The 23463-nt window shown below is 68.0% G+C and carries 20 protein-coding genes, 1 tRNA gene and 1 other RNA gene; 15 read left to right on the top strand and 7 right to left on the bottom strand.

The window, feature by feature from the left end; genetic code table 11:
- The first annotated feature begins 4 nt into the window (after positions 1-4).
- The 6 genes from J4E04_RS21625 (at position 5) to tgt (ending at position 8650) form a co-directional block, all read left to right on the top strand.
- Positions 5-586, top strand: a complete 582-nt coding sequence (locus J4E04_RS21625; RefSeq protein WP_027506614.1) for an antibiotic biosynthesis monooxygenase — start codon at positions 5-7, stop codon at positions 584-586.
- A 93-nt stretch (positions 587-679) separates the two neighbouring features.
- Positions 680-1318, top strand: a complete 639-nt coding sequence (locus J4E04_RS21620; RefSeq protein ID WP_051613574.1) for a TetR/AcrR family transcriptional regulator — start codon at positions 680-682, stop codon at positions 1316-1318.
- Positions 1319-1374: 56 nt separating this feature from the next.
- Entirely contained in the window at positions 1375-3705 is a 2331-nt protein-coding gene (locus tag J4E04_RS21615) for an MMPL family transporter (protein WP_222633292.1), read from the top strand.
- A 66-nt stretch (positions 3706-3771) separates the two neighbouring features.
- Complete coding sequence (locus tag J4E04_RS21610) at positions 3772-5505, top strand: ABC transporter ATP-binding protein (protein WP_490149601.1); 1734 nt, start codon at positions 3772-3774, stop codon at positions 5503-5505.
- Positions 5502-7436 carry an ABC transporter ATP-binding protein gene (locus J4E04_RS21605; protein WP_490149600.1) on the top strand — a complete coding sequence of 645 codons (1935 nt, stop codon included), beginning with the start codon at positions 5502-5504 and terminating at the stop codon, positions 7434-7436. The genes J4E04_RS21610 and J4E04_RS21605 overlap by 4 nt, the downstream gene beginning before the upstream one ends.
- Positions 7433-8650: a tRNA guanosine(34) transglycosylase Tgt gene (gene tgt / locus J4E04_RS21600; protein ID WP_027506617.1), complete on the top strand. Its 1218-nt coding sequence runs from the start codon at positions 7433-7435 to the stop codon at positions 8648-8650. The genes J4E04_RS21605 and tgt overlap by 4 nt, the downstream gene beginning before the upstream one ends.
- A gap of 89 nt (positions 8651-8739) precedes the next feature.
- Here the strand turns inward: tgt and J4E04_RS21595 are convergent, their stop codons facing one another.
- The 4 genes from J4E04_RS21595 to J4E04_RS21580 form a co-directional block, all read right to left on the bottom strand.
- A complete protein-coding gene (locus J4E04_RS21595) occupies positions 8740-9483 on the bottom strand; it encodes a queuosine precursor transporter (RefSeq protein WP_204869608.1) in 744 nt (247 codons plus the stop codon).
- A 78-nt stretch (positions 9484-9561) separates the two neighbouring features.
- On the bottom strand, positions 9562-10278 hold the full coding sequence (locus J4E04_RS21590) for an RDD family protein (protein WP_027506619.1): 717 nt from the start codon (positions 10276-10278) through the stop codon (positions 9562-9564).
- Positions 10279-10382: 104 nt separating this feature from the next.
- Entirely contained in the window at positions 10383-11273 is an 891-nt protein-coding gene (gene gluQRS / locus J4E04_RS21585) for a tRNA glutamyl-Q(34) synthetase GluQRS (RefSeq protein ID WP_490149599.1), read from the bottom strand.
- Positions 11270-12223 carry a LysR family transcriptional regulator gene (locus J4E04_RS21580; protein WP_261770339.1) on the bottom strand — a complete coding sequence of 318 codons (954 nt, stop codon included), beginning with the start codon at positions 12221-12223 and terminating at the stop codon, positions 11270-11272. Before J4E04_RS21580 ends, gluQRS begins: the two co-directional genes overlap by 4 nt.
- Before the next feature lie 128 nt (positions 12224-12351).
- Between J4E04_RS21580 and J4E04_RS21575 the strand changes: the two genes are divergently transcribed.
- A complete protein-coding gene (locus J4E04_RS21575) occupies positions 12352-13737 on the top strand; it encodes an MFS transporter (RefSeq protein ID WP_027506622.1) in 1386 nt (461 codons plus the stop codon).
- Between the two features lie 60 nt (positions 13738-13797).
- On the opposite strand, the gene J4E04_RS21570 is transcribed toward J4E04_RS21575, so the two are convergent.
- A complete protein-coding gene (locus J4E04_RS21570) occupies positions 13798-14700 on the bottom strand; it encodes an alpha/beta fold hydrolase (RefSeq protein ID WP_027506623.1) in 903 nt (300 codons plus the stop codon).
- Between the two features lie 140 nt (positions 14701-14840).
- A complete protein-coding gene (locus J4E04_RS21565) occupies positions 14841-15380 on the bottom strand; it encodes a hypothetical protein (protein ID WP_222650581.1) in 540 nt (179 codons plus the stop codon).
- 33 nt (positions 15381-15413) lie between these two features.
- On the opposite strand from J4E04_RS21565, the gene J4E04_RS21560 reads away from it, so the two are divergent.
- Together J4E04_RS21560 and J4E04_RS21555 are read left to right on the top strand one after the other, a co-directional pair.
- Positions 15414-16322 carry a DUF2797 domain-containing protein gene (locus J4E04_RS21560; RefSeq protein ID WP_261776328.1) on the top strand — a complete coding sequence of 303 codons (909 nt, stop codon included), beginning with the start codon at positions 15414-15416 and terminating at the stop codon, positions 16320-16322.
- 50 nt (positions 16323-16372) lie between these two features.
- The gene (locus J4E04_RS21555; RefSeq protein ID WP_261770337.1) at positions 16373-16507 is read left to right on the top strand and encodes a hypothetical protein; all 135 of its coding nucleotides are present in this window, start codon (positions 16373-16375) and stop codon (positions 16505-16507) included.
- A 43-nt stretch (positions 16508-16550) separates the two neighbouring features.
- Here J4E04_RS21555 and J4E04_RS21550 read toward each other — a convergent pair.
- Positions 16551-16635, bottom strand: a tRNA-Ser gene (locus J4E04_RS21550).
- An 82-nt stretch (positions 16636-16717) separates the two neighbouring features.
- Between J4E04_RS21550 and ffs the strand changes: the two genes are divergently transcribed.
- The 6 genes from ffs to J4E04_RS21520 all read left to right on the top strand — a co-directional run bounded on the left by ffs (position 16718) and on the right by J4E04_RS21520 (position 23460).
- An RNA gene (ffs, locus tag J4E04_RS21545) (signal recognition particle sRNA small type) lies at positions 16718-16812 on the top strand.
- A 41-nt stretch (positions 16813-16853) separates the two neighbouring features.
- Positions 16854-18140: an aspartate aminotransferase type Ic gene (locus tag J4E04_RS21540; RefSeq protein ID WP_222638984.1), complete on the top strand. Its 1287-nt coding sequence runs from the start codon at positions 16854-16856 to the stop codon at positions 18138-18140.
- 223 nt (positions 18141-18363) lie between these two features.
- Positions 18364-19239, top strand: a complete 876-nt coding sequence (locus tag J4E04_RS21535; protein ID WP_490149598.1) for a hypothetical protein — start codon at positions 18364-18366, stop codon at positions 19237-19239.
- 12 nt (positions 19240-19251) lie between these two features.
- Positions 19252-19836, top strand: coding sequence for an HhH-GPD-type base excision DNA repair protein (locus J4E04_RS21530; protein ID WP_027506627.1), 585 nt, complete (start codon positions 19252-19254; stop codon positions 19834-19836).
- Between the two features lie 46 nt (positions 19837-19882).
- A complete protein-coding gene (locus J4E04_RS21525; RefSeq protein ID WP_490149597.1) occupies positions 19883-22072 on the top strand; it encodes a DNA polymerase III subunits gamma/tau in 2190 nt (729 codons plus the stop codon).
- A gap of 176 nt (positions 22073-22248) precedes the next feature.
- Positions 22249-23460 (top strand): acetyl-CoA C-acetyltransferase, encoded by a 1212-nt coding sequence (locus J4E04_RS21520; RefSeq protein ID WP_027506628.1) that lies wholly within the window; start codon positions 22249-22251, stop codon positions 23458-23460.
- The last annotated feature ends 3 nt before the right edge of the window (positions 23461-23463 follow it).

Below are 23463 nucleotides of genomic sequence, written 5' to 3'. Positions count from 1 at the left end.
TGACATGACTGAACCCCGGGACGATCGGTCCACGTCCACGAGTACTGCGGTCACGACCTCGGTGGCGCGGCGCATCACGCCCGGCCGTGAGCAGGACTTCGTCGCCTGGACCGATGCCGGAATCAGTGTGTTGCGCACGTTCGACGGGTTTCTGGGCGGCGGGTGGCTGCGCTCCTCGACCGATCCGTACGAGTACTACGTGCTCTACCGATTCGATTCGGACGCTCATCTGCAGGAGTGGCTCTCGTCGCCCTTCCGGCGTGCCTGGGTCGCGCGTGGTGTGGGTGTGGCGGACGACCATGTGACGCATCGCCTCACCGGGGTCGAAGGGTGGTTCGAGCCGCAGTCGACGCTCACCGACGCGGTCCGCGTCGTGGGCGCTCCGCCGCCTCGGTGGAAGCAGGCCATCGTCATCTGGTCGGCGTTCTTCCCCCTGTCTCTTCTGCTCAACACCCTTGTCTCCGAGTACCTCTCGCTGGGTCTTGTACTCCGGACCCTGCTCGTCACCCTCGTGAGCACACCCCTCATGGTGTACGTCCTGCTGCCGTTCATCACCGCCCGTGTGAAGCGCTGGCTCACTCCCTGACGGTTCGAAACACCGCGCGAGCGTGGTGAGCGTCACAAAAGTGCACACCACTGCAAACTTGCCGAGCCGTGCAAGTTCCGTACTGTGGGATTCGTGAGTTCCGGACTACGCGACCGCAAGAAGGCGGAGACCCGTGCAGCGCTCAGTGCTGCCGCGATCCGTCTCGGGCGGCAACAGGGTTTCGACACCGTGACCGCCGAGGCGATCGCCCGCGACGCGGGGGTGTCGACGCGCACGTTCCACAACTACTTCTCCAGCAAGGAAGAAGCGGCGCTGTACTACCTCGAGCAGGCAGCGTTCGAGTGGGTGGACCTGATCGAACACCGTCCGCAGGACGAGGACTTCTGGGACACGGTGCGCGCCATCGTCTTCGAGATCGTCGACGATCCCGAGCGCGAGTTGACCGAGACTGTCGCGGTCGCGCGGTTCGTCGAGGAGTCGCCGGCTCTGCTGGCGAAGAAGCTCGAGTTCGACCGCTCGCTCTCCGCGGCGTTCAAGAAGGCCGTGGCCCGGCGCACGGGGCTCGATCCCGATCGGGACCTGTACCCCTCGTTGGTCCAGGCCGCGGTGGGCGCCACCGTCAGCGCCGCACTCGGATTCTTCGCCGAGGCATCCGAGAAGGGCTCCACCACAGCAGAATCCGCCGGCGAGGTGGTCCGCCTCGCCATGCAACAACTCGAACGGGGCTTCCGAGCGCCGCTCACCGGTTCCACCCCGCTCCCGCCCGACTGATCGCGCGTCCGTCCGTCACCCGCAGCACGACACCCCCCCGAACGAGGAGAACTCTCATGGCCACCTTCCTGTATCGCATAGGACGGTTCTCGTACCGTCGGAAAGGCATCGTGCTGCCGATCTGGCTCGCCATCCTGGTGTTGGCCGGTATCGGCGCGGCCACGTTGTCCGGCCCGACGAGCACGTCGTTCTCCATCCCGGGAACCCCCGCCCAGGCTGCGCTGGATCTGCAGAAGGAGCGCTTCGGAGGCGGCGAGGATCCGCTCACGTCGGCGTCCGCGCAGTACGTGTTCCAGGCACCCGCGGGCACCACGCTCGACTCGCCCGAGAACACGGCGGCCATCGACGGCGTCATCGCGAACATTCGCGGCATCGCCGCCGTGAAGGACACGGCCAAGGCCGATCCCGCGGCCGGACCGGTGCCCGAGGGTGCCATGCCGCTCCTCGATCCGATCGCCGGCAACCAGGCGATCGTCGATCAGTACGCGGAGGCCGGTCTCGCGCCGGACGTCGCGGCCGCGAACGCCGCGGCCGTGTCGCCGCTCTCACCGGACAAGACCATCGGCATCCTCGACGTGCCCATCACCGGCACCGTCACCGATGTCACGGCCGAGATCCGCACCGAGCTGACCGACGCCGCCCAGCCCGCCCGTGACGCGGGGCTCACCGTCGAGATCGGTGGCAGCGCCATGCAGGCCGCCGAGCCGCCCGGCGGCACCGCCGAGCTGATCGGCCTGGCCGTCGCCGCCGTCGTCCTCGTCGTCATGTTCGGATCGCTCGTCGCCGCCGGACTGCCGCTCATCACGGCCATCGTCGGCATCGGCGTCACCAGTCTGACCATCACCACCGCGTCGGGCTTCGCCGAGCTCACCCAGTTCACGCCGATTCTCGCCATCATGATCGGCCTGGCCGTCGCCATCGACTACTCGCTGTTCATCGTCGCCCGGTTCCGTAACGAGCTGAGCGAGACGGACGACCGTGAGGAAGCCGCGGCACGCGCCGTGGGAACCGCCGGCAGCGCCGTCGTCTTCGCCGGCACCACGGTGCTCATCGCGCTCGTGGCACTGCGCGTCGTCGGCATCCCGTTCCTGTCCCAGATGGGTCTGGCCGCCGGCTTCGGTGTCTTCGTCGCCGTCCTCGTCGCGCTGACCATGCTGCCCGCCGTCCTCGGACTCTTCGGCGCGAAGGCGTTCGCCGGCAAGATCCGCACCGTGCCGGACCCCGAGCACGACGACAAGCCGACCAACGGCTTGCGATGGGTGCGCATGGTGATCAAGCGTCCCGCACTGGTGCTCATCGTCGGTGTCGTGATCCTCGGTGTCATCGCCGGTCCCATGACGTCGCTGCGTCTGGCGCTTCCGTCGGTGGCCACCGCCGAACCGGGTACCCCCGCTCGTGAGGCGTACGACCTGGTCGACCAGGGCTTCGGCCCGGGACGCAACGGTCAGCTGCTGATGGTCGTGGACGCGAGCAACGTCCCCGAGGCCGATCGGACGGCGGCCTTCCAGGCCGTCGTCGACAGGGCGGCGGCGGAACCCGACGTGACCAACGCACAGCAGGCCGGGCTCAACCCGGCGGGCGACACCGCCCTGGTGTCGGTGACTCCCAAGAGCTCACCGATCAGCGAGGACACGCAGAACCTGGTGACCGCGCTGCGCGACGCCCGGGGTGGTCTGGAATCCGAGTACGGCGTCACCTACGGCGTCACCGGCCAGACGGCGCTCGAGATCGATGTGTCGGATCGGCTCCAGAAGGCCCTGATCCCGTACCTCGCAGTCGTCGTCGGATTGGCATTCCTGCTGCTCATGGTGGTGTTCCGATCGATCCTGGTGCCGCTGACGGCGACGCTCGGCTTCCTGCTCAGCGTGCTCGCCACCTTCGGTGCCACCGTCTTCATCTTCCAGGAAGGTGGACTGGGACTGATCTCCAACCCGCAGCCCATCGTGAGCTTCATGCCGATCTTCCTGATCGGTGTGGTCTTCGGACTCGCGATGGACTACCAGGTCTTCCTGGTGTCCCGGATGAGGGAGGCGTACGTCCACGGGGCGACCGCGAGCGATGCCATCGTCACGGGCTTCAAGTACGGCGCCCGCGTCGTCGCTGCCGCGGCGGTCATCATGATCTCGGTGTTCGCGGCGTTCATGCTGGAACCGGACTCGTTCATCAAGTCCATCGGTTTCGCTCTCGCGGCCGCCGTGTTCTTCGACGCCTTCATCGTCCGCATGATCCTGATCCCCGCGGTCATGGCGCTGCTCGGCGACAAGGCCTGGTACCTGCCGAAGTGGCTGGACAAGATTCTGCCGAACGTGGACATCGAAGGTGAGAAACTCGTCCGCAGGACGGACGAGACCGCACCGGCGACCCAGCAGCCGGCGAACCGGAGCTGAGTCGATGAACTGCACCCACCACGCCTGTCGTCCGACGGGTCCTGTCGAGAAGGAAGGATGCACGACGTGTTGATCTCACTTCTCCGCCGGTATCTGGCGCCGTACCGCGGCGCACTGACAGGCGTGGTGGTGCTGCAGTTCGTGGCCACCGTGGCCTCGCTGTACCTGCCCAGCCTCAACGCCGACATCATCGACAACGGCGTGACGACCGGCGACACCGGGTACATCCTGTCGACCGGCTCGATCATGCTGGCCGTCTCCGCCGTGCAGATCGCGTGCTCGATCGGCGGCGTCTACTTCGGAGCACGCGCCGCCATGGCGGCCGGCCGCGACATCCGCGGGGCGCTCCTCGACCGCGTCGGCACTTTCTCGGCGCGCGAAGTCGGGACGTTCGGCGCTCCGTCGCTCATCACCCGCAACACGAACGACGTTCAGCAGGTGCAGATGGTGGTTCTGATGGGCTGCACCATCCTGGTGATGGCGCCCATCATGTGCGTCGGCGGCATCGTCATGGCTCTGCGCGAGGACTTCGGACTGTCGTGGCTCCTCGGTATCGCCGTTCCTGCGCTGGCGCTGAGCATGGGCTTCGTCGTGGTCCGCATGGTTCCGGCGTTCAAGGTCATGCAGAAGCGCATCGACACGGTCAACCGCGTTCTGCGCGAGCAGATCACGGGCATCCGCGTGGTACGCGCCTTCGTGCGCGAGCCGTACGAGGTGGAGCGTTTCGACGACGCGAACACCGCCCTCACCGCCACCGCACTGCAGGTCGGTCGTCTGATGGCGCTCATGTTCCCGGTGGTCATGCTCATCAGCAACGTCACCAGCGTCGCGGTGATCTGGTTCGGTGGTCACGCCGTCGACGAGGGACGCATGGAGATCGGGTCGCTGACGGCCCTGCTGAGCTACATCATGCAGATCCTGATGTCGGTGATCATGGCGTCGTTCATCGCGATGATGATCCCGCGCGCCAGCGTGTGTGCCGAGCGCATCACCGAGGTGCTCGACACGAATTCGTCCGTCGTGCCCTCCGCGAAGCCCGTCGTCTTCGCCTCGGCGCCGTCGACGGTGGAGTTCGACAAGGCCGGTTTCGCGTATCCCGCGGCCGATCACCCGGTGCTCTGCGACGTGTCGTTCCGGGCGACGGCCGGAACCACCACGGCCGTGATCGGCAGCACCGGCTCGGGCAAGACGACGCTGATCAACCTGATCCCGCGTCTCATCGACACGACCGACGGAGTGGTGCGCGTGGGCGGAACCGATGTGCGAGAACTCGATCCGGAGGCGCTGCGAGCGGAGATCGGACTGATCCCCCAGCGGCCCTTCCTGTTCTCCGGCACCATCGCTTCCAATCTTCGCTACGGCAAGGAGGACGCCACGGAGGCCGAGATGTGGGACGCACTCGAGGTGGCGCAGGCCGCCGACTTCGTCCGCGAGATGCCCGAGGGTCTCGAGACCGCCGTCGCCCAGGGCGGCACCACCGTCTCCGGTGGGCAGCGTCAGCGACTGGCCATCGCCCGCGCCATCATCCGGCGGCCGAGCATCTACGTCTTCGACGACGCGTTCTCCGCTCTCGACCTGACGACGGACGCGAATCTCCGAGCGGCCCTGCGCCCCATCACACGTGACGCCTGCGTCATCGTCGTCGCGCAGCGGGTGTCCACCATCCGCGACGCGGACAGCATCGTGGTGCTCGACGACGGCAGGATGGTCGGCCTCGGTACGCACGACGAGCTGCTCGAGACGTGTCCTACCTATGCCGAGATCGTCGACTCGCAGCGCACCGCAGCAGGTGTCGCATGACGCGGCCCGGCGGTCCTCCCGGTCCCGGTGCTCCCGGCACCAAGGCGATGAGCTTCGGACCGTCCGTCAGGCGGCTGCTGCGCCGGCTCCTTCCGCAGCGCATGCTGCTCTCGGTGGTACTCGTGTTCGCCGTCGCCAGCGTCGTTCTCACCGTTCTCGCCCCGAACATCCTGGGCCGAGCCACCAACCTCATCTTCGACGGCATCGTCGGCCGTTCGCTCGACCCCTCGTTGTCCAAGGAGCAGGTCGTCGACGGTCTCCGCGCCTCGGGTGAGGGCACACGCGCCGACATGGTGTCGAGCATGGACGTCGTCCCCGGTCGGGGAGTCGACTTCGACGCCGTCGGCAAGGTCCTGGTCCTCGTCCTGATCCTCTACATCGGGTCCGCACTGCTGTCCTGGGTGCAGGGCTACATCCTGAACATCGCGCTGCAACGCGTCATCAAGCGTCTGCGTACCGACGTCGAGAACAAGATCCACCGGTTGCCGTTGCGCTACTTCGACTCCCACAAGCGCGGCGACGTGCTCTCGCGAGTCACCAACGACATCGACAACGTCTCGCAGAGCCTGCAGCAGACACTCAGCCAGCTCGTGGTCTCGGTGCTCACGGTCTTCGGCATCCTGGGCATGATGCTGTGGATCTCGCCGCTGCTCGCACTGGTCGCGATCCTGACGGTGCCGCTGTCGATCGTGGTGACGGCGATGATCGCCAAGCGCTCGCAGCCGCACTTCATCGCGCAGTGGAAGCAGACCGGCGCGCTCAACGCACAGGTCGAGGAGGCCTACACCGGCCACGAGCTGGTCAAGGCCTACGGCCGCCAGCACGAGACGGCGCGGGTGTTCCACGAGAGCAACGAGGAGCTGTACCAGGCGAGCTTCCGGGCACAGTTCATCTCCGGAATCGTCATGCCCGCCATCATGTTCCTGGGCAACCTCAACTACGTCGCCATCGCCGTGGTGGGCGGACTGCGCGTCGCGTCCGGCACGCTGAGCCTGGGCGAGGTGCAGGCCTTCATCCAGTACTCCCGCCAGTTCACGCAGCCGCTCACGCAGATCGGCTCGATGGTCAACCTGCTCCAGTCGGGTGTCGCCTCGGCGGAGCGCATCTTCGAGATCCTCGACGCCGAGGAGGAGGGCGCCGATCCGTCGGCACCCGTCACCCCCACCACGCGCAGTGGACGCGTCGAGTTCCGGGACGTGTCGTTCCGCTACGAACCGGAGCGTCCGCTCATCGACGGGCTGTCCTTCGTGGCGGAACCCGGCCAGATGGTTGCGATCGTCGGCCCCACCGGCGCCGGCAAGACGACGCTCGTGAACCTCGTGATGCGGTTCTACGACATCGATTCCGGCTCGATCACGCTCGACGGTGTGGACACGCGTGACATGACGCGGGCGACGCTGCGATCGCGCACCGGCATGGTGCTGCAGGACACCTGGCTGTTCGGCGGCAGCATCCGCGACAACATCGCGTACGGCAACAGTGGCGCCACCGAGGAGTCGATCATGGAGGCGGCGCGGGTGAGTTACGTCGACCGTTTCGTGCACTCGCTGCCCGACGGGTACGACACCGTCATCGACGAGGAGGGCAGCAACGTCAGTGCGGGCGAGAAGCAGTTGATCACCATCGCGCGCGCGTTCCTCGCCGACCCGGCCGTGCTGATCCTCGACGAGGCCACCAGCTCCGTCGACACCCGTACCGAGCTGCTGGTGCAGAAGGCCACCGCGGCCCTGCGCAGCGATCGCACGAGTTTCGTGATCGCGCACCGCCTCTCCACGATCCGCGACGCCGATCTGATCCTGGTGATGGAGAACGGGTCCATCGTGGAGAAGGGCACGCACGACGAGCTCATCGCGGCGCGCGGCGCCTACCACCGTCTCAGTGCGTCCGGCCTGCAGGAGCAGCAGTTGGCGTCTGGTTCGATGGGGGCATGACCGACCTCTTCACAGTCGAGACCCGTATCGAGGACCATCTCGGTCGAACCGGCACCCTGCGGACGCCGCACGGCGACATCGAGACCCCCGCGTTCATCGCCGTCGGCACCAAGGCCACCGTGAAGGCGGTGCTGCCGGAGTCGATGAAAGAGCTGGGCGCACAGGCGGTCCTGGCGAACGCCTACCACCTGTACCTGCAGCCGGGGCCCGACATCGTGGACGAGGCCGGGGGACTCGGCACGTTCATGAACTGGGACGGCCCGACGTTCACCGACAGCGGCGGGTTCCAGGTGATGTCGCTCGGCGTCGGGTTCAAGAAGGTCATCTCGATGGACGCCACTCGGGTGGAGTCTGACGACGTCATCGCCGAGGGCAAGGAGCGCCTCGCGCACGTCGACGACGACGGCGTGACGTTCAAGTCCCACCTCGACGGATCGCGGCACCGCTTCACTCCCGAGGTGTCGATGCAGATCCAGCACCAGCTCGGCGCGGACATCATGTTCGCGTTCGACGAGCTGACCACGTTGATGAACACCCGTGCGTACCAGGAACAGTCGCTGGACCGCACGCAGGCGTGGGCGGTGCGGTGCATCGCCGAGCACGAGCGCCTCACGGCCGAGCGCGCCGACAAGCCGTACCAGGCGCTGTTCGGTGTGGTGCAGGGTGCGCAGTACGAGGACCTTCGTCGGAAGGCGGCACACGATCTCGAGACCATCGTCGGCGAGACCGGGCGCGGATTCGACGGCTACGGCATCGGCGGCGCTCTGGAGAAGCAGAACCTCGGCACCATCGTCCGCTGGGTGAACGAGGAACTGCCCGAACACAAACCGCGCCACATGCTCGGGATCAGCGAGCCGGACGACTTCTTCGTCGCCATCGAGAACGGTGCCGACACGTTCGACTGCGTGAATCCGTCACGCGTGGCCCGGAACGCGGCGATCTACACACCGGACGGGCGCTTCAACATCAACACCGCGCGGTTCCGTCGGGACTTCACGCCGATCGACGAGGAGTGCGACTGCTACACCTGCGCGCACTACACGCGGGCGTACATGCATCACCTGTTCAAGGCCAAGGAGATGCTGGCCTCGACCCTCGCCACCATTCACAACGAGCGGTTCACCGTGCGGCTGGTGGACGACATCCGCGCCTCCATCCGCGACGGGCGGTTCCAGGAGTTCAAGAAGGACACGCTGGCGCGCTTCTATTCCTGAGCCGCAACTCCCCGCGAGTACGCCCATAGTGTCGTGATGTCGTGCTCGACAACGACAGTATCGACGTACTCGCGGGGGGCGGGCGGGGGTCAGTCCGGGGAGTAGGTCGGCTCGCGCTTCTTGATGTACGCGATGACGGCGTAGGTGATCGGGAGCACGAGCACCTCGACGAGGGTCTTCCACAGGAAGCCGACGATGACGTAGTTCACGAAGTCGGCGCCCGTCGTGATGCCGATGACGCCGGCCGCGATGCTGCAAAAGATCAGGGTGTCGAAGAACTCGCCGACCACCGTCGACCCGATGAGGCGGGCCCACAGGTGCTTCTCCTTGGTGCGTTCCTTGATCTTCACCAGCACGATGGAGTTCAACAGCTGTCCGACGGTGTAACCGGCGAGACCGGCGAGGACCAGGCGCGGCACGACGCCGACGACGGTCTCGAGTGCGGCCTGGTTCTCGTAGAACGACGCGGCGGGGAGTTCGATGGCGATCCAGAAGCAGACCGATGTGAGCAGGAGAGAGCCGAAGCCCAGGTAGATGGCGCGGCGCGTCGCCTTGAGCCCGTACACCTCGCTGAGGACATCGCCGAGGATGTACGCGAGGGGGAAGAGGAAGAACGCGCCGTCGGTGTTGATGGGGAGGATCTGGAAGGGCCCGAGCGAGACGTCGGACGCGGCGAAGAAGGCGACACCCTTGCTGGCGGCCACGTTCGAGATCAGCAGTGTCGCGACGAAGAGCGCGACGATGGCGGGGTAGTAGCCACGGCTGATGTGGGCGAACGAGGCCTGTCCAGACGGAGTGTCGCCGTCGGTGGCGGTGGAGTTGGTTGCAGTCACCGGTCGATCCAAGCACCGAGACGACGACGGGCGCGAATCCCCGAAGGGATCCGCGCCCGATGTCGGTGTGTGCGGAGGCTACTTCTTGACCACCTGGGTGCCACCGGCGAACTGATCGTGCTTGCCCTGCTTGGTGGGGCTCGAGTTGACCGTGACGGCGATGACGATCACGGCGATGAACGCGAGCAGGCTACCGAGGAACGGGATGATGTTGAGCAGCGTGAACGCGTTGCGGATCGCGGACTGCTGCAGCGTCGGCCGCGGCGTGCCGGCGGGACCGTGCACCTGGAGTCCGAGGATCTTCTTGCCGAGTGTCGCGCCCTGGCTGACCTCGAGGCCGACGAAGTACGCGAACGTCAGGACGCCGGAGAAGAGTCCGGTGACGAGGATGTTGTCGGTCGCACCGAAGATCGCGGCGAGGATCAGCGCGACGATGCCGACGATGATCCCGTCGATGATGCGCGCGCCCAGTCGAATGCCGAGCCCACCGGGCTGACCGCCGCCGGGCACTCCACCGAAGTTCGAGCCACCGTAGTTGGTGGTGTTGTCGAACTGCGGGGGCGTCGGGTAGCCACCCTGCTGGGGGTAGCCGCCCTGCTGGGGGTAGCCACCCTGCTGCGGCGGGACGTTGCCCTGCGGCGGCGGGTAGTTGCCCTGCGAGGGCGGGGGGTAACTGCCCTGCGAGGGCGGCGGGTAGGACCCCTGCGACGGGGGCGGGTAGGAACCCTGCTGCGGCGGCGGGTAGCTGCCGGGGTTCTGCGGATCCTTGCTCGGGTCGAAACCGCCTGTGGTCATGATGTCCTTCTCGTACGGGTTGACGTGTCGGAGTCTTCTCGCGGCCACCTTACGTCCGATACGCCCCGACCGGTGTGCGATGTTCCGTTGCAACGGGGTCTCGATCAGTGACCGAGCACGAACCACGGCTCCCTCGGGAGCAGGTCGAGGGACCAGTGCGAGGCCAGGTCGGACAGCGATTCGTGCGTGCGCTCGGACGGAACCCCGATCGACGACGCGATCTCGGCGCGGACGTCGGACACGGTCTGCCCGGCGGCGAGTCGGTCGCGCAGGGTGACGGCGCCGTCCCGCTTGGCGAGGCGCTTGCCCGTCGGTCCGAGAGCGAGCGGGACGTGCACGTACTTCGGGATCTGCACGCCGAGCAGACCGGCGAGGTAGGCCTGACGCGGCGCCGACGCGAGCAGGTCGTCCGCGCGAACCACCTGGTCGACGCTCTGGAACCCGTCGTCGACGACGACGGCGAGGTTGTAGGCGGGAACGCCGTCCGTGCGCTGGAGGACGAGGTCGTCGACCACGCCCGTGAACTCGCCGACGAGGGCGTCGGTCACGGTGAACGACCGCGTGTCCGAACGCAACCGCAGCGCGGCGCGTCGGCCCTCGGCGCGGCGGGACGCGCGTTGCGCCTCGGTGAGGTTCCGGCAGGTTCCGGGGTACGCACCCTCGGGAGCGTGCGGTGCGGACGCGGCCTGCTGGATCTCGCGGCGGGTGCAGAAACACTCGTAGACACGGCCGTCGGCGGCGAGGGAGGCGATGGCCGCGGCATAGGACTCTCGGCGATCCGATTGCCGCAGCACCGGCCCGTCGACGGTGATGCCGACGGCGGCGAGATCGTCGAGCTGACGGTGTTCGGCTCCCGGTCGCACGCGATCGAGGTCCTCGACGCGCAGGACGAATCCGCGTCCGGTTCCGCGGGCGAGGAGCCACGCGAGCACAGCCGTGCGGAGGTTCCCGATGTGGAGGTCGCCGGAGGGGCTCGGTGCGAAGCGGCCGTTCACTCGCCGCGACCCATGAGCTCGTCCCGTCGGGACGCGACCTCCGTCCGCAGCGCGTCGACCACCACCCCGACCTCGGGGCGGCGCAGCGTCTCGCCGCGCACGACCAGCCAGTAGGCCAGGGTGACCGACACCTCCGAGCGCAGGATGCGCACGAGATCGCGGTGCCGGTCGGCCATGAAGCACGGCAGCAGGCCGATACCGGCGCCCGCCCGCGTGGCCTCGACGTGAACGAAGACGTTGGTCGAGCTCACCGAACTCCGCATCACCGGGACGTCCGACGACGGGGGAGCGTCGCCGACGGCGACCGAGCGCGCGAGATCCAGGTCGTCGACGTGGAGCATCGACTCGACGAAGTAGACGAGGGGATGGCCGGCGAGGTCGCGTCGGGTGGTGATGGTGTCGTGGTGCTCGAGGTACTCCGGAGTGGCGTACAGACCGAGGCAGTACTCGCCGAGGTGCACGGCCTCGGCGCGGTGCACCTGAGGCGTGCCGACGACGATCTCGATGTCCATTCCCGATCGTTGTTGCGAGGCGCGTCGCGTCGCGGCGACCAGTTCCACGGACACCTCGGGGTGCCGTTCCTGCACACTGACGGCGGCGGGCGCCGCGATGTAGGCGCTGAATCCGTCGGTCGCGGAGATGCGGACGACACCGCGCAGCGACGCACCGCCCGGGTCCACCAGGCCGCGCACCACGCTGTCGACCGTCTCGGCCGCGGCGAGTGCGTGTCGGCCCAGGTCGGTGAGTTCCCAGCCGCCCGAGGTGCGGACCAGTACCCGGCCACCGAGTGATTTCTCCAGTGAGGCGATGCGGCGAGACACCGTCGTGTGATTGACACCGAGGCTGTCCGCGGCGGCGGTGAAGCGGCCGCTGCGCCCGACGGCGAGGAGGACGAGAAGATCGTCCGCGCTGGGCGGCGTGTGCGCCGAGGAGCGTCCGGACGAGGTCATGTGTGCATCTTTGCAGTTCGGTCGTGCGCGCGCGGCCATTGTGCGGCGCGGTGATCTGCGTCGATACTCGACTCAGCGTGTGCCGTGGATCACTGTCCCGGCACCGGAGACTCAGCAAGGAGAATGTCATGTCGGTTGTCGACAGGGTGGATCGCGACGAGGAACCGTCGGGTCTGCGGAAGGTGGTCGCCGCATCCATGGCGGGCACCGTGGTCGAGTGGTACGAGTTCTTCCTCTACGGCACGGCGGCGACGCTCGTGTTCAGCAAGATCATGTTCGCGGAGGGAACCAGCGAACTCGACGCCATCCTGGCGGCCTTCGTCACGTACGCGGTCGGCTTCGTCGCACGACCGCTCGGTGGCATCGTCTTCGGTCACTTCGGTGACAAGTACGGACGTAAGAAGCTCCTGCAGTTCTCGCTGGTGCTGGTCGGCGCCGCCACCTTCCTCATGGGCTGCCTGCCGACGTTCAACCAGATCGGGTACTGGGCGCCGGCACTTCTGGTGACGCTGCGCTTCATCCAGGGCTTCGCGGTGGGCGGTGAGTGGGGCGGCGCAGTGCTTCTCGTCGCCGAGCACAGCCCCAACAAGAGCCGCGGCTTCTGGGCCAGTTGGCCGCAGGCCGGTGTCCCCGGCGGCAACCTGCTCGCGACGGTCGTCCTGTTGGTGCTCACCACCGTGCTCTCGGAGGACGCGTTCCTCAGCTGGGGCTGGCGTGTCGCGTTCTGGCTGTCCGCCGTCATCGTCTTCGTCGGCTACTACGTCCGCACCAAGGTCACCGACGCACCCATCTTCGTCGAGGCGCAGAAGCAGGCCGAGGTCATCAAGGCCGCGTCGTACGGCGTCTTCGAGGTCGTGAAGCGTTACCCGCGTGGCGTGTTCACCGCGATGGGCCTGCGCTTCGGCGAGAACGTCATGTACTACCTGGTGGTCACCTTCTCCATCACCTACCTCAAGGTCGAGGTGGGAACCGACACCAGCACCATTCTGTGGTGGATGCTCATCGCGCACGCCGTGCACTTCGCGGTGATCCCGTTGGTCGGTCGCCTGGCGGACACCGTCGGACGCCGTCCGGTGTACCTCGTCGGTGCGGTCACCGCCGGCACGTGGGGCTTCTTCGCCTTCCCCATGATGAACAGCGGCCACAACGTCGTCATCATGCTGGCGATCATCATCGGACTGGTGTTCCACGCCTTCATGTACGCCACGCAGCCGGCGATCATGTCCGAGATGTTCCCGACGCGTATGCGGTATTCCGGTGTGTCCCTGGGCTATCAGGTGACGTCGATCGTCGCCGGGTCGCTCGCGCCGATCATCGCGGTGAAGCTGCTGGACGTCTACGGCTCGTCCGTGCCGATCGCCTGGTACCTTGCCGCCTCCGCGCTCATCACGCTGATCGCCGTCGTGGTGGCTCGTGAGACCAAGGGCATCGCGCTCGAGAGCATCGACATCGCCGACGCGAAGAACCTGGCCACCGAGGCCGAGCTCGCGAAGGCCGGTATCCCGACGAAGTAGTCACGCACACAGCACCGCGCCCTCTCCCGCATCACGGGAGAGGGCGCGTTCGTGTGTGTGTCAGGCCTCGGCGACGAGGTGCGGACGCGAGGCACCGGCCTCGCAGTCACGCATGAACTCGGTGAAGATGCGGTCGAAGCGGTCGGGATTGTCGAGATGCGGGAAATGCCCTGCCCTCTCGAAGATCTCGACGCGGCCGTGCGGCAACTCGGCCCGAGCGTTCTCGGTGTGCGAGTTGGGGATGATGCTGTCGCGCGCACCCCAGACCAGCATCGCCTGGATGTTGGGGAAGTTGGCGAAGTGCGGTGTCGCACTGATGGTCTGACCGCGGAAGCTGATGACGGAGCGGGCGGTCGCGAGGAACGCGCGGCGGGTGCCGGCGTCCTGGACCGACCCGAAGCTGCGCCACGCCTCGGAGGAACTGGCGCTCATCAGGGGGAGTCCCAGCTTGTCGAGCCGATCGATCGCGAGATCGGTGAGGCCCCGCACGGTGCGGTTCGCCATCAGCGGGAGAACGAATTCGCTGCCCGGCAGGGTGGCCGCACGCAGGAGGGGGCTCACCTCGGGGCCGAGTCCGCCGCTGGCGATGAGCACCATGCGCTCGACCAACTCGGGGAACAGGTACAGCGTCTGCATCGCGATGCCACCGCCGAGCGAGTGGCCCACGAACGTCGCCGACGTGATGTCCAGGCTGTGCAGCAGGTCGCGCACCGTCGCGGCGTGGGAACTGATGGAGTAGTCCCCGGCGGGCTTGTCCGATTCACCGTGGCCGAACAGGTCCGGCACGATGACGCGGTACCGCTGCGACAGGGTGTCGATCTGCGGTTCCCAGTTGTGATGGGAGCCCAGCAGTCCGTGGATCAGGATGACCGCGGGGCCGTGTCCGATGTCCAGGTACTTCAGTTCGTTGCCGTGCAGACTGAGTGTCTGCATGTCCGGCTGTGCGGTATCGAGTGCCGCCATGGGAGATCCCTCCGTTGTACTACCGCTCCAGTGTGCACGCTGGTGGGCGGCGGGGAGCCGTTCCGCGAGCATGTGATCCCAGACATTCACTGCCCGGCGGCGGTGTCGGTCACAAGAGGTTTCGGTGGCGAACGACGCGATCAGTGCGTCAGATACACCTTCACCGCCACGACGATCGCGGCCAGCACTGCGGTGGCGATACCGGCCAGGACCAGGCGAAACGACAGTCCGCGGCCGCGCAGACGCTCGGCGACCACCGGGATCGACGCGATACGCAACGTCACCAGACCACCCGCGAGCCCCTGCGCGAGTGCGCCGGGCAGGATCTCGAGCCACGCCAGCGCCAGCAGCAACGACGGCGCGACGCCCGAGGAGGCGATCGGCAGCGAGTCCCGCAACTCCTCGCGCCAGTCGACGGTGTCGTCGTCGACGGTGCCGGCCGCGACGGCGTCCGCGAAGATGTGGGCGAGGAAGGTGGTGAGCGTGGTGCCGATCACCAACAACGCCGCCGTACCGTTCGCGATGGACGACGGACTGGCGGCGACCACCACGGTCATCACCAGGACGTTTCCGTAGACGTAGGCCGAGAGACGTCGGGTGGCGCGGTGCGGAGGCAGCACGCCGGCCCTGCGCGTCGTCACTCGGCGGTAGAGGGATCCGACGGGTCCGGGTGTGCTCATCCCGGGAATGCTGCCAGGTGGAGAGGAGTCGCGATGGCCCTGGTCGTGCGCGGTGTCGGGTGGCCACGCGGGGAGCCGCTGCTCGGAGTCACCGACACGGACACCGGCGAGGTGACGTCCCGGCCGGTGCTGTCGTCCGCACTGCGATACCGCGCGCTCGACGCGCCGGGTGTGCTCTGGTGCATCGGTCGCCGCGCCGAGGACGGCCGTCCCGTGGCCTGCCCGAACGGTGCGCGCGCCACCTCCGGGGTGCACTGCGACGCCTGTGTCGCGGCGGATCCGTACCGGTTCGTCCACATAGTCCACCGGCAGGACTTCCTGTCGAAGGGGCTCGAGAGCGTCGTGATGCAACCGCACTGGCTCTACGTCGCGACCTTCGCCGACGGGACGGACAAGGTGGGAACGGCGGCGGATCCTCGGAAATGGGGACGGCTCACCGAGCAGGGCGCTGTGGTCGGACGCTACGTCGCACGGGCGGTCGACGGACGCGTGGTGCGGCACCTCGAGGACGCGATGACCGACACTGCCGGTCTGCGCCAGGCCGTGCGCGCCGCAGCCAAGGCGGCGGGGTTGACCCGCCCGATCGACCTCGCCCGCCTCGACCGATCGAACGCCGACGCGGCGACACTGGCGCGCGAGGTGCTCGCTGACCTCGGTCCCGACTTCTCCGACGACGACTTCCGTGTCGTCGACGAGCAGTGGGAGCCGCCCGCGGGCCGAGAGGCGGCCTTCACGGGTCGGCGCACGGCCTATCCGCTGGACACTGCCGTCGGTGCGCACGGCCTGACCGTGCAGTGGTGCATCGGTTCCGCCGTCGGCGCCACGGTGTCCGAAGACCCGGACTCGCTCTACGTGGCCGACCTGTCGAGACTGCGCGGGCGGCGTATCGAGAGGGGCGAGTTCGACACCGCGCTGCCCGCCATGCAGGAAGCACTGTTCTGAGTTTGTCCCCGGCCGCCGCGTGGCATTCGTGAGCCATGCCGACCTATCGAGTGAGAGACACCAGCGACGACTCCATCCTGGCCACCGCCGAGCACGAGGACGTGTCGACGGCCGAGGCATGGGCGGCCGGCGTCGTGGAAGGGCTCGACCCGGCTCCCGTGACCTGGGTGCTGGACAGAGAGTGAGAACGAAGAAGACCCCCGTGCAGTGCACGGGGGTCTTTCTCTGCGGAGGATAGGGGATTTGAACCCCTGAGGGCGTTAACCCAACCCGCGTTCCAGGCGAGCGCCATAGGCCACTAGGCGAATCCTCCGTCGGCTACCTTACCGGCGACACCCCCGTTGAGACGAATCGGGTCGGTTCGGTGGTGCGCGGGGGATGTGGCTAGACTCGTCCACGGATCCCGCGCGGCGCGCATCCTGTGAACTCCCCCAGGGCCGGAAGGCAGCAAGGGTCAACGGGCTCTGCCGGGTGCGCGGGGTCCCCTTAACTTCCCGCCACGCGCAGTCGCCTCGAAAGGCCCTCCTCGCCATGACCGGCCAAGCTCAACTCGGACTGATGAACCCCGACGAGCTGGCCGCGGAGCACGAGAAGCGCACCGCCGAGTACGAGGCACTGGTAGCACGCGGACTCTCGCTGGACCTCACCCGCGGCAAGCCGTCCCCCGAGCAGCTCGATCTCGCGGCCGGCCTGCTCACCCTGCCCGGTGAGGACTACCGGGACGGCAAGGGCACCGACTGCCGCAACTACGGCGGACTGCAGGGTCTGCCCGAGCTGCGCGCCATCTTCGGTGAGCTACTGAACATCCCGGCCGCGAACCTGATCGCGGGAAACAACGCGAGCCTCGAGATCATGCACGACCTCGTGGTGTGGGGGCTGCTGCACGGCACCGTCGACTCGGTGCGTCCGTGGTCGGCCGAACCCGTCGTCCGCTTCCTGTGCCCGAGCCCCGGTTACGACCGGCACTTCGCCATCACCGAGAGCTACGGCATCGAGATGATCCCGGTGACGATGAACGAGGACGGCCCCGACGTCGCCGAGGTCGAGCGGCTGGTCTCGGGCGATCCGCAGATCAAGGGCATGTGGTGCGTGCCGAACTACGCGAACCCCACGGGCGCGGTGTACTCGGAGGAGGTCACCCGCGCTCTCGCGACGATGCCCACCGCGGCCGCCGACTATCGGCTGTTCTGGGACAACGCCTACGCGGTGCATCCGCTGGCAGACGAGTTCCCGCCCGCGTACGACGTGCTGAGCCTGGCAGCGGAGGCCGGTCACGCGAACCGTCCGTACGTCTTCGCGTCCACGTCGAAGATCACCTACGCCGGTGCCGGCGTCAGCTTCCTCGGTTCGTCGTCGGCGAACCTCGACTGGTACCTGGGCCACTACGGCAAGAAGAGCATCGGCCCCGACAAGCTCAATCAGCTCCGCCACCTGCGTTTCTTCGGTGATGCCGACGGTGTGCGCGCACACATGGCGAAGCACCGCGAGATCCTCGCGCCGAAGTTCGCACGGGTACAGGAGATCCTCGACGATCGCCTGGGCGCGTCGAAGGTGGCGTCGTGGACCGAGCCCGCGGGCGGGTACTTCATCAGCCTCGACGTGCTCGACGGCACCGCAGCGCGCACCATTTCTCTGGCGAAGGACGCCGGCATCGCCCTCACCGGCGCCGGCTCCGCCTTCCCGTACAAGCGCGATCCCGACGACCGGAACATCCGCCTCGCCCCCAGCTTCCCGTCCACCGACGAGTTGTCCGCGGCGATGGACGGCGTGGCCACCTGCGTGCTGCTGGCCGCGACGGAGAAGCTGCTCGGGTCGTAGTTCGGCCGGTCTCCGCACGGTGCTCCTGTCGTAGCCGGAGCAGGTTGCAGTAGCCGAAGCGGGTTCTGATACCTCGGCCGCCTGTGGACAACGTTGGCTGCACGTGCTCCGTGTCCCGCATCCTGCTCTGGTTGCAACCGGAGCACCTTGCAGAAACCGGAGCAATCAGCGGCCCTGTGGACAGATCAATTCACTGGTCGGCGAGATCGTTCACGATGAGCGCATGGCCGACGACCCACTCATCACCCGACGCGACCTGGTGCACCGCGGTGTCAGCGATTCCGAGATCCGCCGCGCACTCCGGTCCGGTTCGATCTCCTCCGTGCGCCGCGGGTGTTTCGTCGGTTCCCGCGTCATGGCGGACCTGTCTGCGGAAGCGCGCCACCTCCTCAGCGCCAGGGCCGTGCTGTCGGCAGGCGGGTCCGATCTCGTACTCAGCCACGAGTCCGCCGCAGTGCACTGGGGGCTGCCGTTGATCGGCGGGCCACCGCACAAAGTCCATGTCACTGCGACGAGTGGACGACGCGGACGTGTCGACGCGGACAGGTACCTCCACAGCCATTCCCTCAGCCCGGTCGACCTGACCACGCACGACCTGATGTGTGTGACGACGCTTGCGCGTACCGTCGTCGACCTCGCCTGTTCGCTGTCGTTCGAGGCTGCGGTGTGTGCGGGGGACGCCGCGTCGGCTGATGACGCCGACATCCGGGCGGCTCTGCAGCGATGTGGTCGACGCGCAGGTATCGCCCGAGCGCGACGTGTGGCCGACTTCATCGATCGTGCGAGCGAATCGGTCGGTGAGTCGCGGAGCCGGGTCTACCTCGACCGACACGGACTCCCCCGTCCTCGGCTGCAGGTCGAGATCGTCGTCGACGGACGCGTGTATCGGCCCGACTTCCTGTGGGACAACGTGATCGGGGAGTTCGACGGGATGGTGAAGTACACCGGTGGAGGCGAGGCGACCGAGACCGTGATGGTCGCCGAGAAGCTTCGGGAGGACGCTCTGCGTGCCGCCGGGTGGATCGTCGTGCGGTGGACGTGGGCGGACCTCGTCGACGGTCGGCTGGCGCAGCGCATTCGTGCTGCGCTGTCCGCGTGAAAGAATGACGCCATGGCCACGACGCTGCACTTGGTGGGGGATCCCGACGCCGACGCCCTGCTCGCCTCCGACCCGCTCGCGCTGCTGATCGGGATGTTGCTCGATCAGCAGGTACCGATGGAGTCGGCGTTCGCCGGTCCGAAGAAGCTGGTGGACCGCATCGGGTCGCTCGACGTCCGCGCGATCGCCGAGATGCCGGAGGACGACTTCCTCGCGATCTGCTCCACTCCACCCGCGGTGCACCGGTTCCCCGGGTCGATGGGCAAGCGGATCCAGTCGATGTGCTCGTACATCGTCGACGAGTGGGACGGCCGCGCCGACGCCATCTGGACGGACGGCGACCCGGACGGCAGAGAAGTGCTGAAGCGACTGAAGGCGCTGCCCGGGTACGGCGATCAGAAGGCGCGCATCTTCCTGGCTCTGCTGGGCAAGCAGATGGGTGTGGAGCCGGCCGGGTGGCGCGACGCCGCCGGATCGTACGGCGACGACGGCTCCCGACGATCCATCGCCGACGTGGTCGACGCGACCAGTCTGGGCGAGGTGCGCGAGTTCAAGAAGGCGGCCAAGCGGGCCGCCAAGGAGAGCGCAGGATCGTAGGTTCCCGCCGACCGTTCTGTCGGTCGACGTCGGTACTCTCTCTCGCGTGGCCCTGTACCGGAAGTACCGTCCAGCGACGTTCGCGGAAGTGGTCGGGCAGGAGCATGTCACCGAGCCTCTGTCCGTCGCACTGGACTCGAAGCGCATCAATCACGCCTACCTCTTCTCCGGCCCTCGCGGGTGTGGCAAGACGTCGTCCGCACGCATCCTGGCGCGGTCGCTCAACTGCGTCCAGGGTCCGACGTCGACGCCGTGCGGAGTGTGCGGCTCGTGTGTCGCGCTCGCTCCCGGCGGCCCGGGCAACCTCGACGTCATCGAGCTCGACGCGGCCAGCCACGGCGGCGTGGACGACACCCGTGAGCTGCGTGACCGCGCGTTCTACGCGCCTGCGGAATCGCGCTACCGCGTCTTCATCGTGGACGAGGCCCACATGGTCACGACGGCGGGCTTCAATGCGCTGCTCAAGATCGTGGAGGAGCCGCCCGAGCACCTGATCTTCGTGTTCGCGACCACGGAGCCGGAGAAGGTGCTGCCGACCATCCGCAGCCGCACCCATCACTACCCCTTCCGGTTACTGCCTCCGCTCGCCATGCGCGGTCTGATGGAGCGCATCTGTGCGGAGGAGAAGGTCACCGTGCAGGATGCGGTGTACCCGTTGGTCATTCGTGCCGGTGGTGGCTCCCCGCGCGACACCCTCAGCGTGCTGGACCAGCTGCTCGCCGGTGCAGGTGACGAGGGTGTGCAGTACACCCGCGCACTCACTCTGCTCGGCGTCACCGACGTCGCGCTGATCGACGAGGCCGTCGACGCACTGGCCGCCCAGGACGGTGCCGCTCTGTTCGGCACCGTCGAGAAGGTCATGGACGCGGGCCACGATCCCCGCCGGTTCGCGGTGGACCTGCTCGATCGACTCCGCGACCTCATCCTCATGCGTGCAGTCCCCGATGCGGGGGAGCGCGGACTCGTCGACGCCCCCGCCGACATGCTCGAGCGGATGCGCGACGAGGCGGAGCGCATCGGCCCGGCCACGCTGGCCCGATTCGCGGAGACGGTGCACGCCGGACTCGGTGAGATGCGCGGCGCCACGGCTCCCCGGCTGTTGCTGGAGGTCATGTGTGCGCGGATGCTGCTGCCGGCGGCGTCCGATGCGGAAAGTGCTGTGCTGCAACGGTTGGAGCGACTCGAACGGCGCCTCGACGTGACCCTGCCCGCAGGCGAGGCCGCTGCGGTCGAGGCCGAACATCAGCACGACCGCCTCGAGGCGGCGCAGCAGCAGACGTACCGCCGTCCGTCCGAGCGGGCGGCCGAGCCGGCCGCCGCTCCCGCGCCCGTCGTCGACGCCCCCGCAGCCAGAGTCGCTGCACCGGAACCGGTCACACCCGAACCTGCGCGCCCCGAACCTGCGCGCCCCGAACCTGCGCGCCCCGAACCGGTCGCAGCGCAGCCGCCCGCAGCACAGCCGGCCACCCCTGAACCCGAGCCGACCCCGGAGCCCACCCCCGTAGCCGTGGAACCCCCGGCCGCCGAACCGACGGCACCCGAGCCCGCCGAGAGGGCACCCGAGCCCGCCGCGCCGAGTCCCGCCGCGGCGGAGGGTCCGGATGCCGCGGACGTGCGCGCCGTCTGGTCCGAGGTGCGGACGAAGGTGCGGGAGCGCAGCCGCACCGTCGAGGTGATGCTCTCGGGCGCCACCGTGAAGTCTGTCGGGGACGGGGCGATCGTGTTGGCGCACGACTCGGTACCGCTGGCCAAGAGGCTGGTCGAGCCCCGCAACGCCGAGGTCATCAAGGACGCGCTGCGTGACGTCTTCGGCGTCGAGTGGACCGTGGTCTGCGAGGCGGGCGACGGCACCGCCCGGTCGGCGGCACCGGCGCCGGCATCCACCCCGGCCGAGCGCCCGGCGTCCACCGGCCCTCGGTTCTCGCGCCCGAGCAGGTCGGCGCCCACCCCGGAGCCGGCACGGCCGGCGCAGTCCGGCAGCGCCCCGGCGCGGTCGACGCCCTCGCGCCCGTCCGACGACGACATCCCCCCGCCGCCCGAGGAGCCCGACTATCCGGACGACCCGGGTCCCTCGCCGTACGACGGTCCACCTCCCCCGGAGAGCCCGGAGGAGCAGGAAGAGCTCATGAAGCAGGCGAAGGAGCCGGTCGATCCGTCGACGCGTCGCGATCCGGACGAGGTCGCGCTCGAGCTGCTGCAGTCCGAGCTGGGTGCCACCCCGCTCAAAGACGTCTGACCTGCTGCTGACGGTGTGAAACACCGGCAGGAGTGTCACAGTGCGCGCTCGTTTCGGTCCTTTCGGCAGCGCGGCTCCATGCCTAGGGTGAATGGCGTCGAGGTCTGTCCTCGTGGGCGCCGGTGTCTCCAGTGCACCGTGCTGCCCGAGTCTCACGTCGGAAGGAACTGTGTTCAGTGACCACAGAGGCATACATCTACGAAGCCATCAGAACACCGCGAGGTAAGGGCAAGAACGGGTCGCTGCACTCGGTCAAGCCGATCTCGCTGGTCACCGGGTTGATCGACGAGCTCCGCCGTCGTTTCCCCGACATGGACGAGGATCGCATCTCCGATCTGATCCTGGGCGTCGTCTCGCCCGTGGGAGATCAGGGTGCCGACATCGCCCGTACCGCGGTGCTCGCCGCGAAGATGCCCGACACGGTCGGCGGCTTCCAGCTCAACCGTTTCTGCGCGTCCGGCCTCGAAGCCGTCAACCTCGCCGCGCAGAAGGTGCGGTCGGGCTGGGACGAGCTCGTCATCGCCGGTGGCGTGGAGTCGATGTCCCGCGTTCCCATGGGATCGGACGGCGGCGCGTGGGCCATGGACCCGCAGACCAACTACGACACCTACTTCGCCCCCCAGGGCATCGGCGCCGACCTCATCGCGACGATCGAGGGCTTCACCCGTGAGGACGTCGACGCGTACGCCGCGCAGTCCCAGGAGCGCGCTGCAGCCGCATGGTCGGGTGGCTACTTCACCAAGTCCGTCGTGCCGGTCACGGACCAGAACGGTCTGCTGATCCTCGACAGTGACGAGCACATGCGCCCCGGCACCACCGTCGAGTCGCTCGGCAAGCTCAAGCCGGCCTTCGAGGGCATCGCCGCGATGGGCGGGTTCGACGACGTCGCGCTGCAGAAGTACCACTGGATCGAGAAGATCGATCACGTCCACACCGGCGGCAACTCGTCGGGCATCGTCGACGGTGCGGCCCTGGTCGTCGTCGGCAGCGAGGACGCCGGCAAGTCGATGGGCATGACGCCGCGCGCTCGCGTCGTCGCGACCGCCACCAGCGGCGCCGACACCACCATCATGCTGACCGGGCCGACGCCCGCGTCGAAGAAGGTGCTGGCCGCGGCCGGCCTGACGGTCGACGACATCGACCTGTTCGAGCTGAACGAGGCCTTCGCCTCCGTGGTCCTGCGCTTCCAGCGCGACCTGAAGATCCCGGGCGAGAAGCTCAACGTCAACGGTGGCGCCATCGCGATGGGCCACCCCCTCGGTGCCACGGGCGCCATGATCACCGGCACCGTGCTCGACGAGCTCGAGCGTCGGAACGGCCGCTACGCACTGATCACCCTGTGCATCGGCGGCGGCATGGGCGTGGCCACCATCATCGAGCGAGTCTGAGGA

The organism is Rhodococcus sp. NFXS4, assembly GCF_058139645.1.
This window is presented reverse-complemented; position numbering and strand designations above follow the sequence as displayed.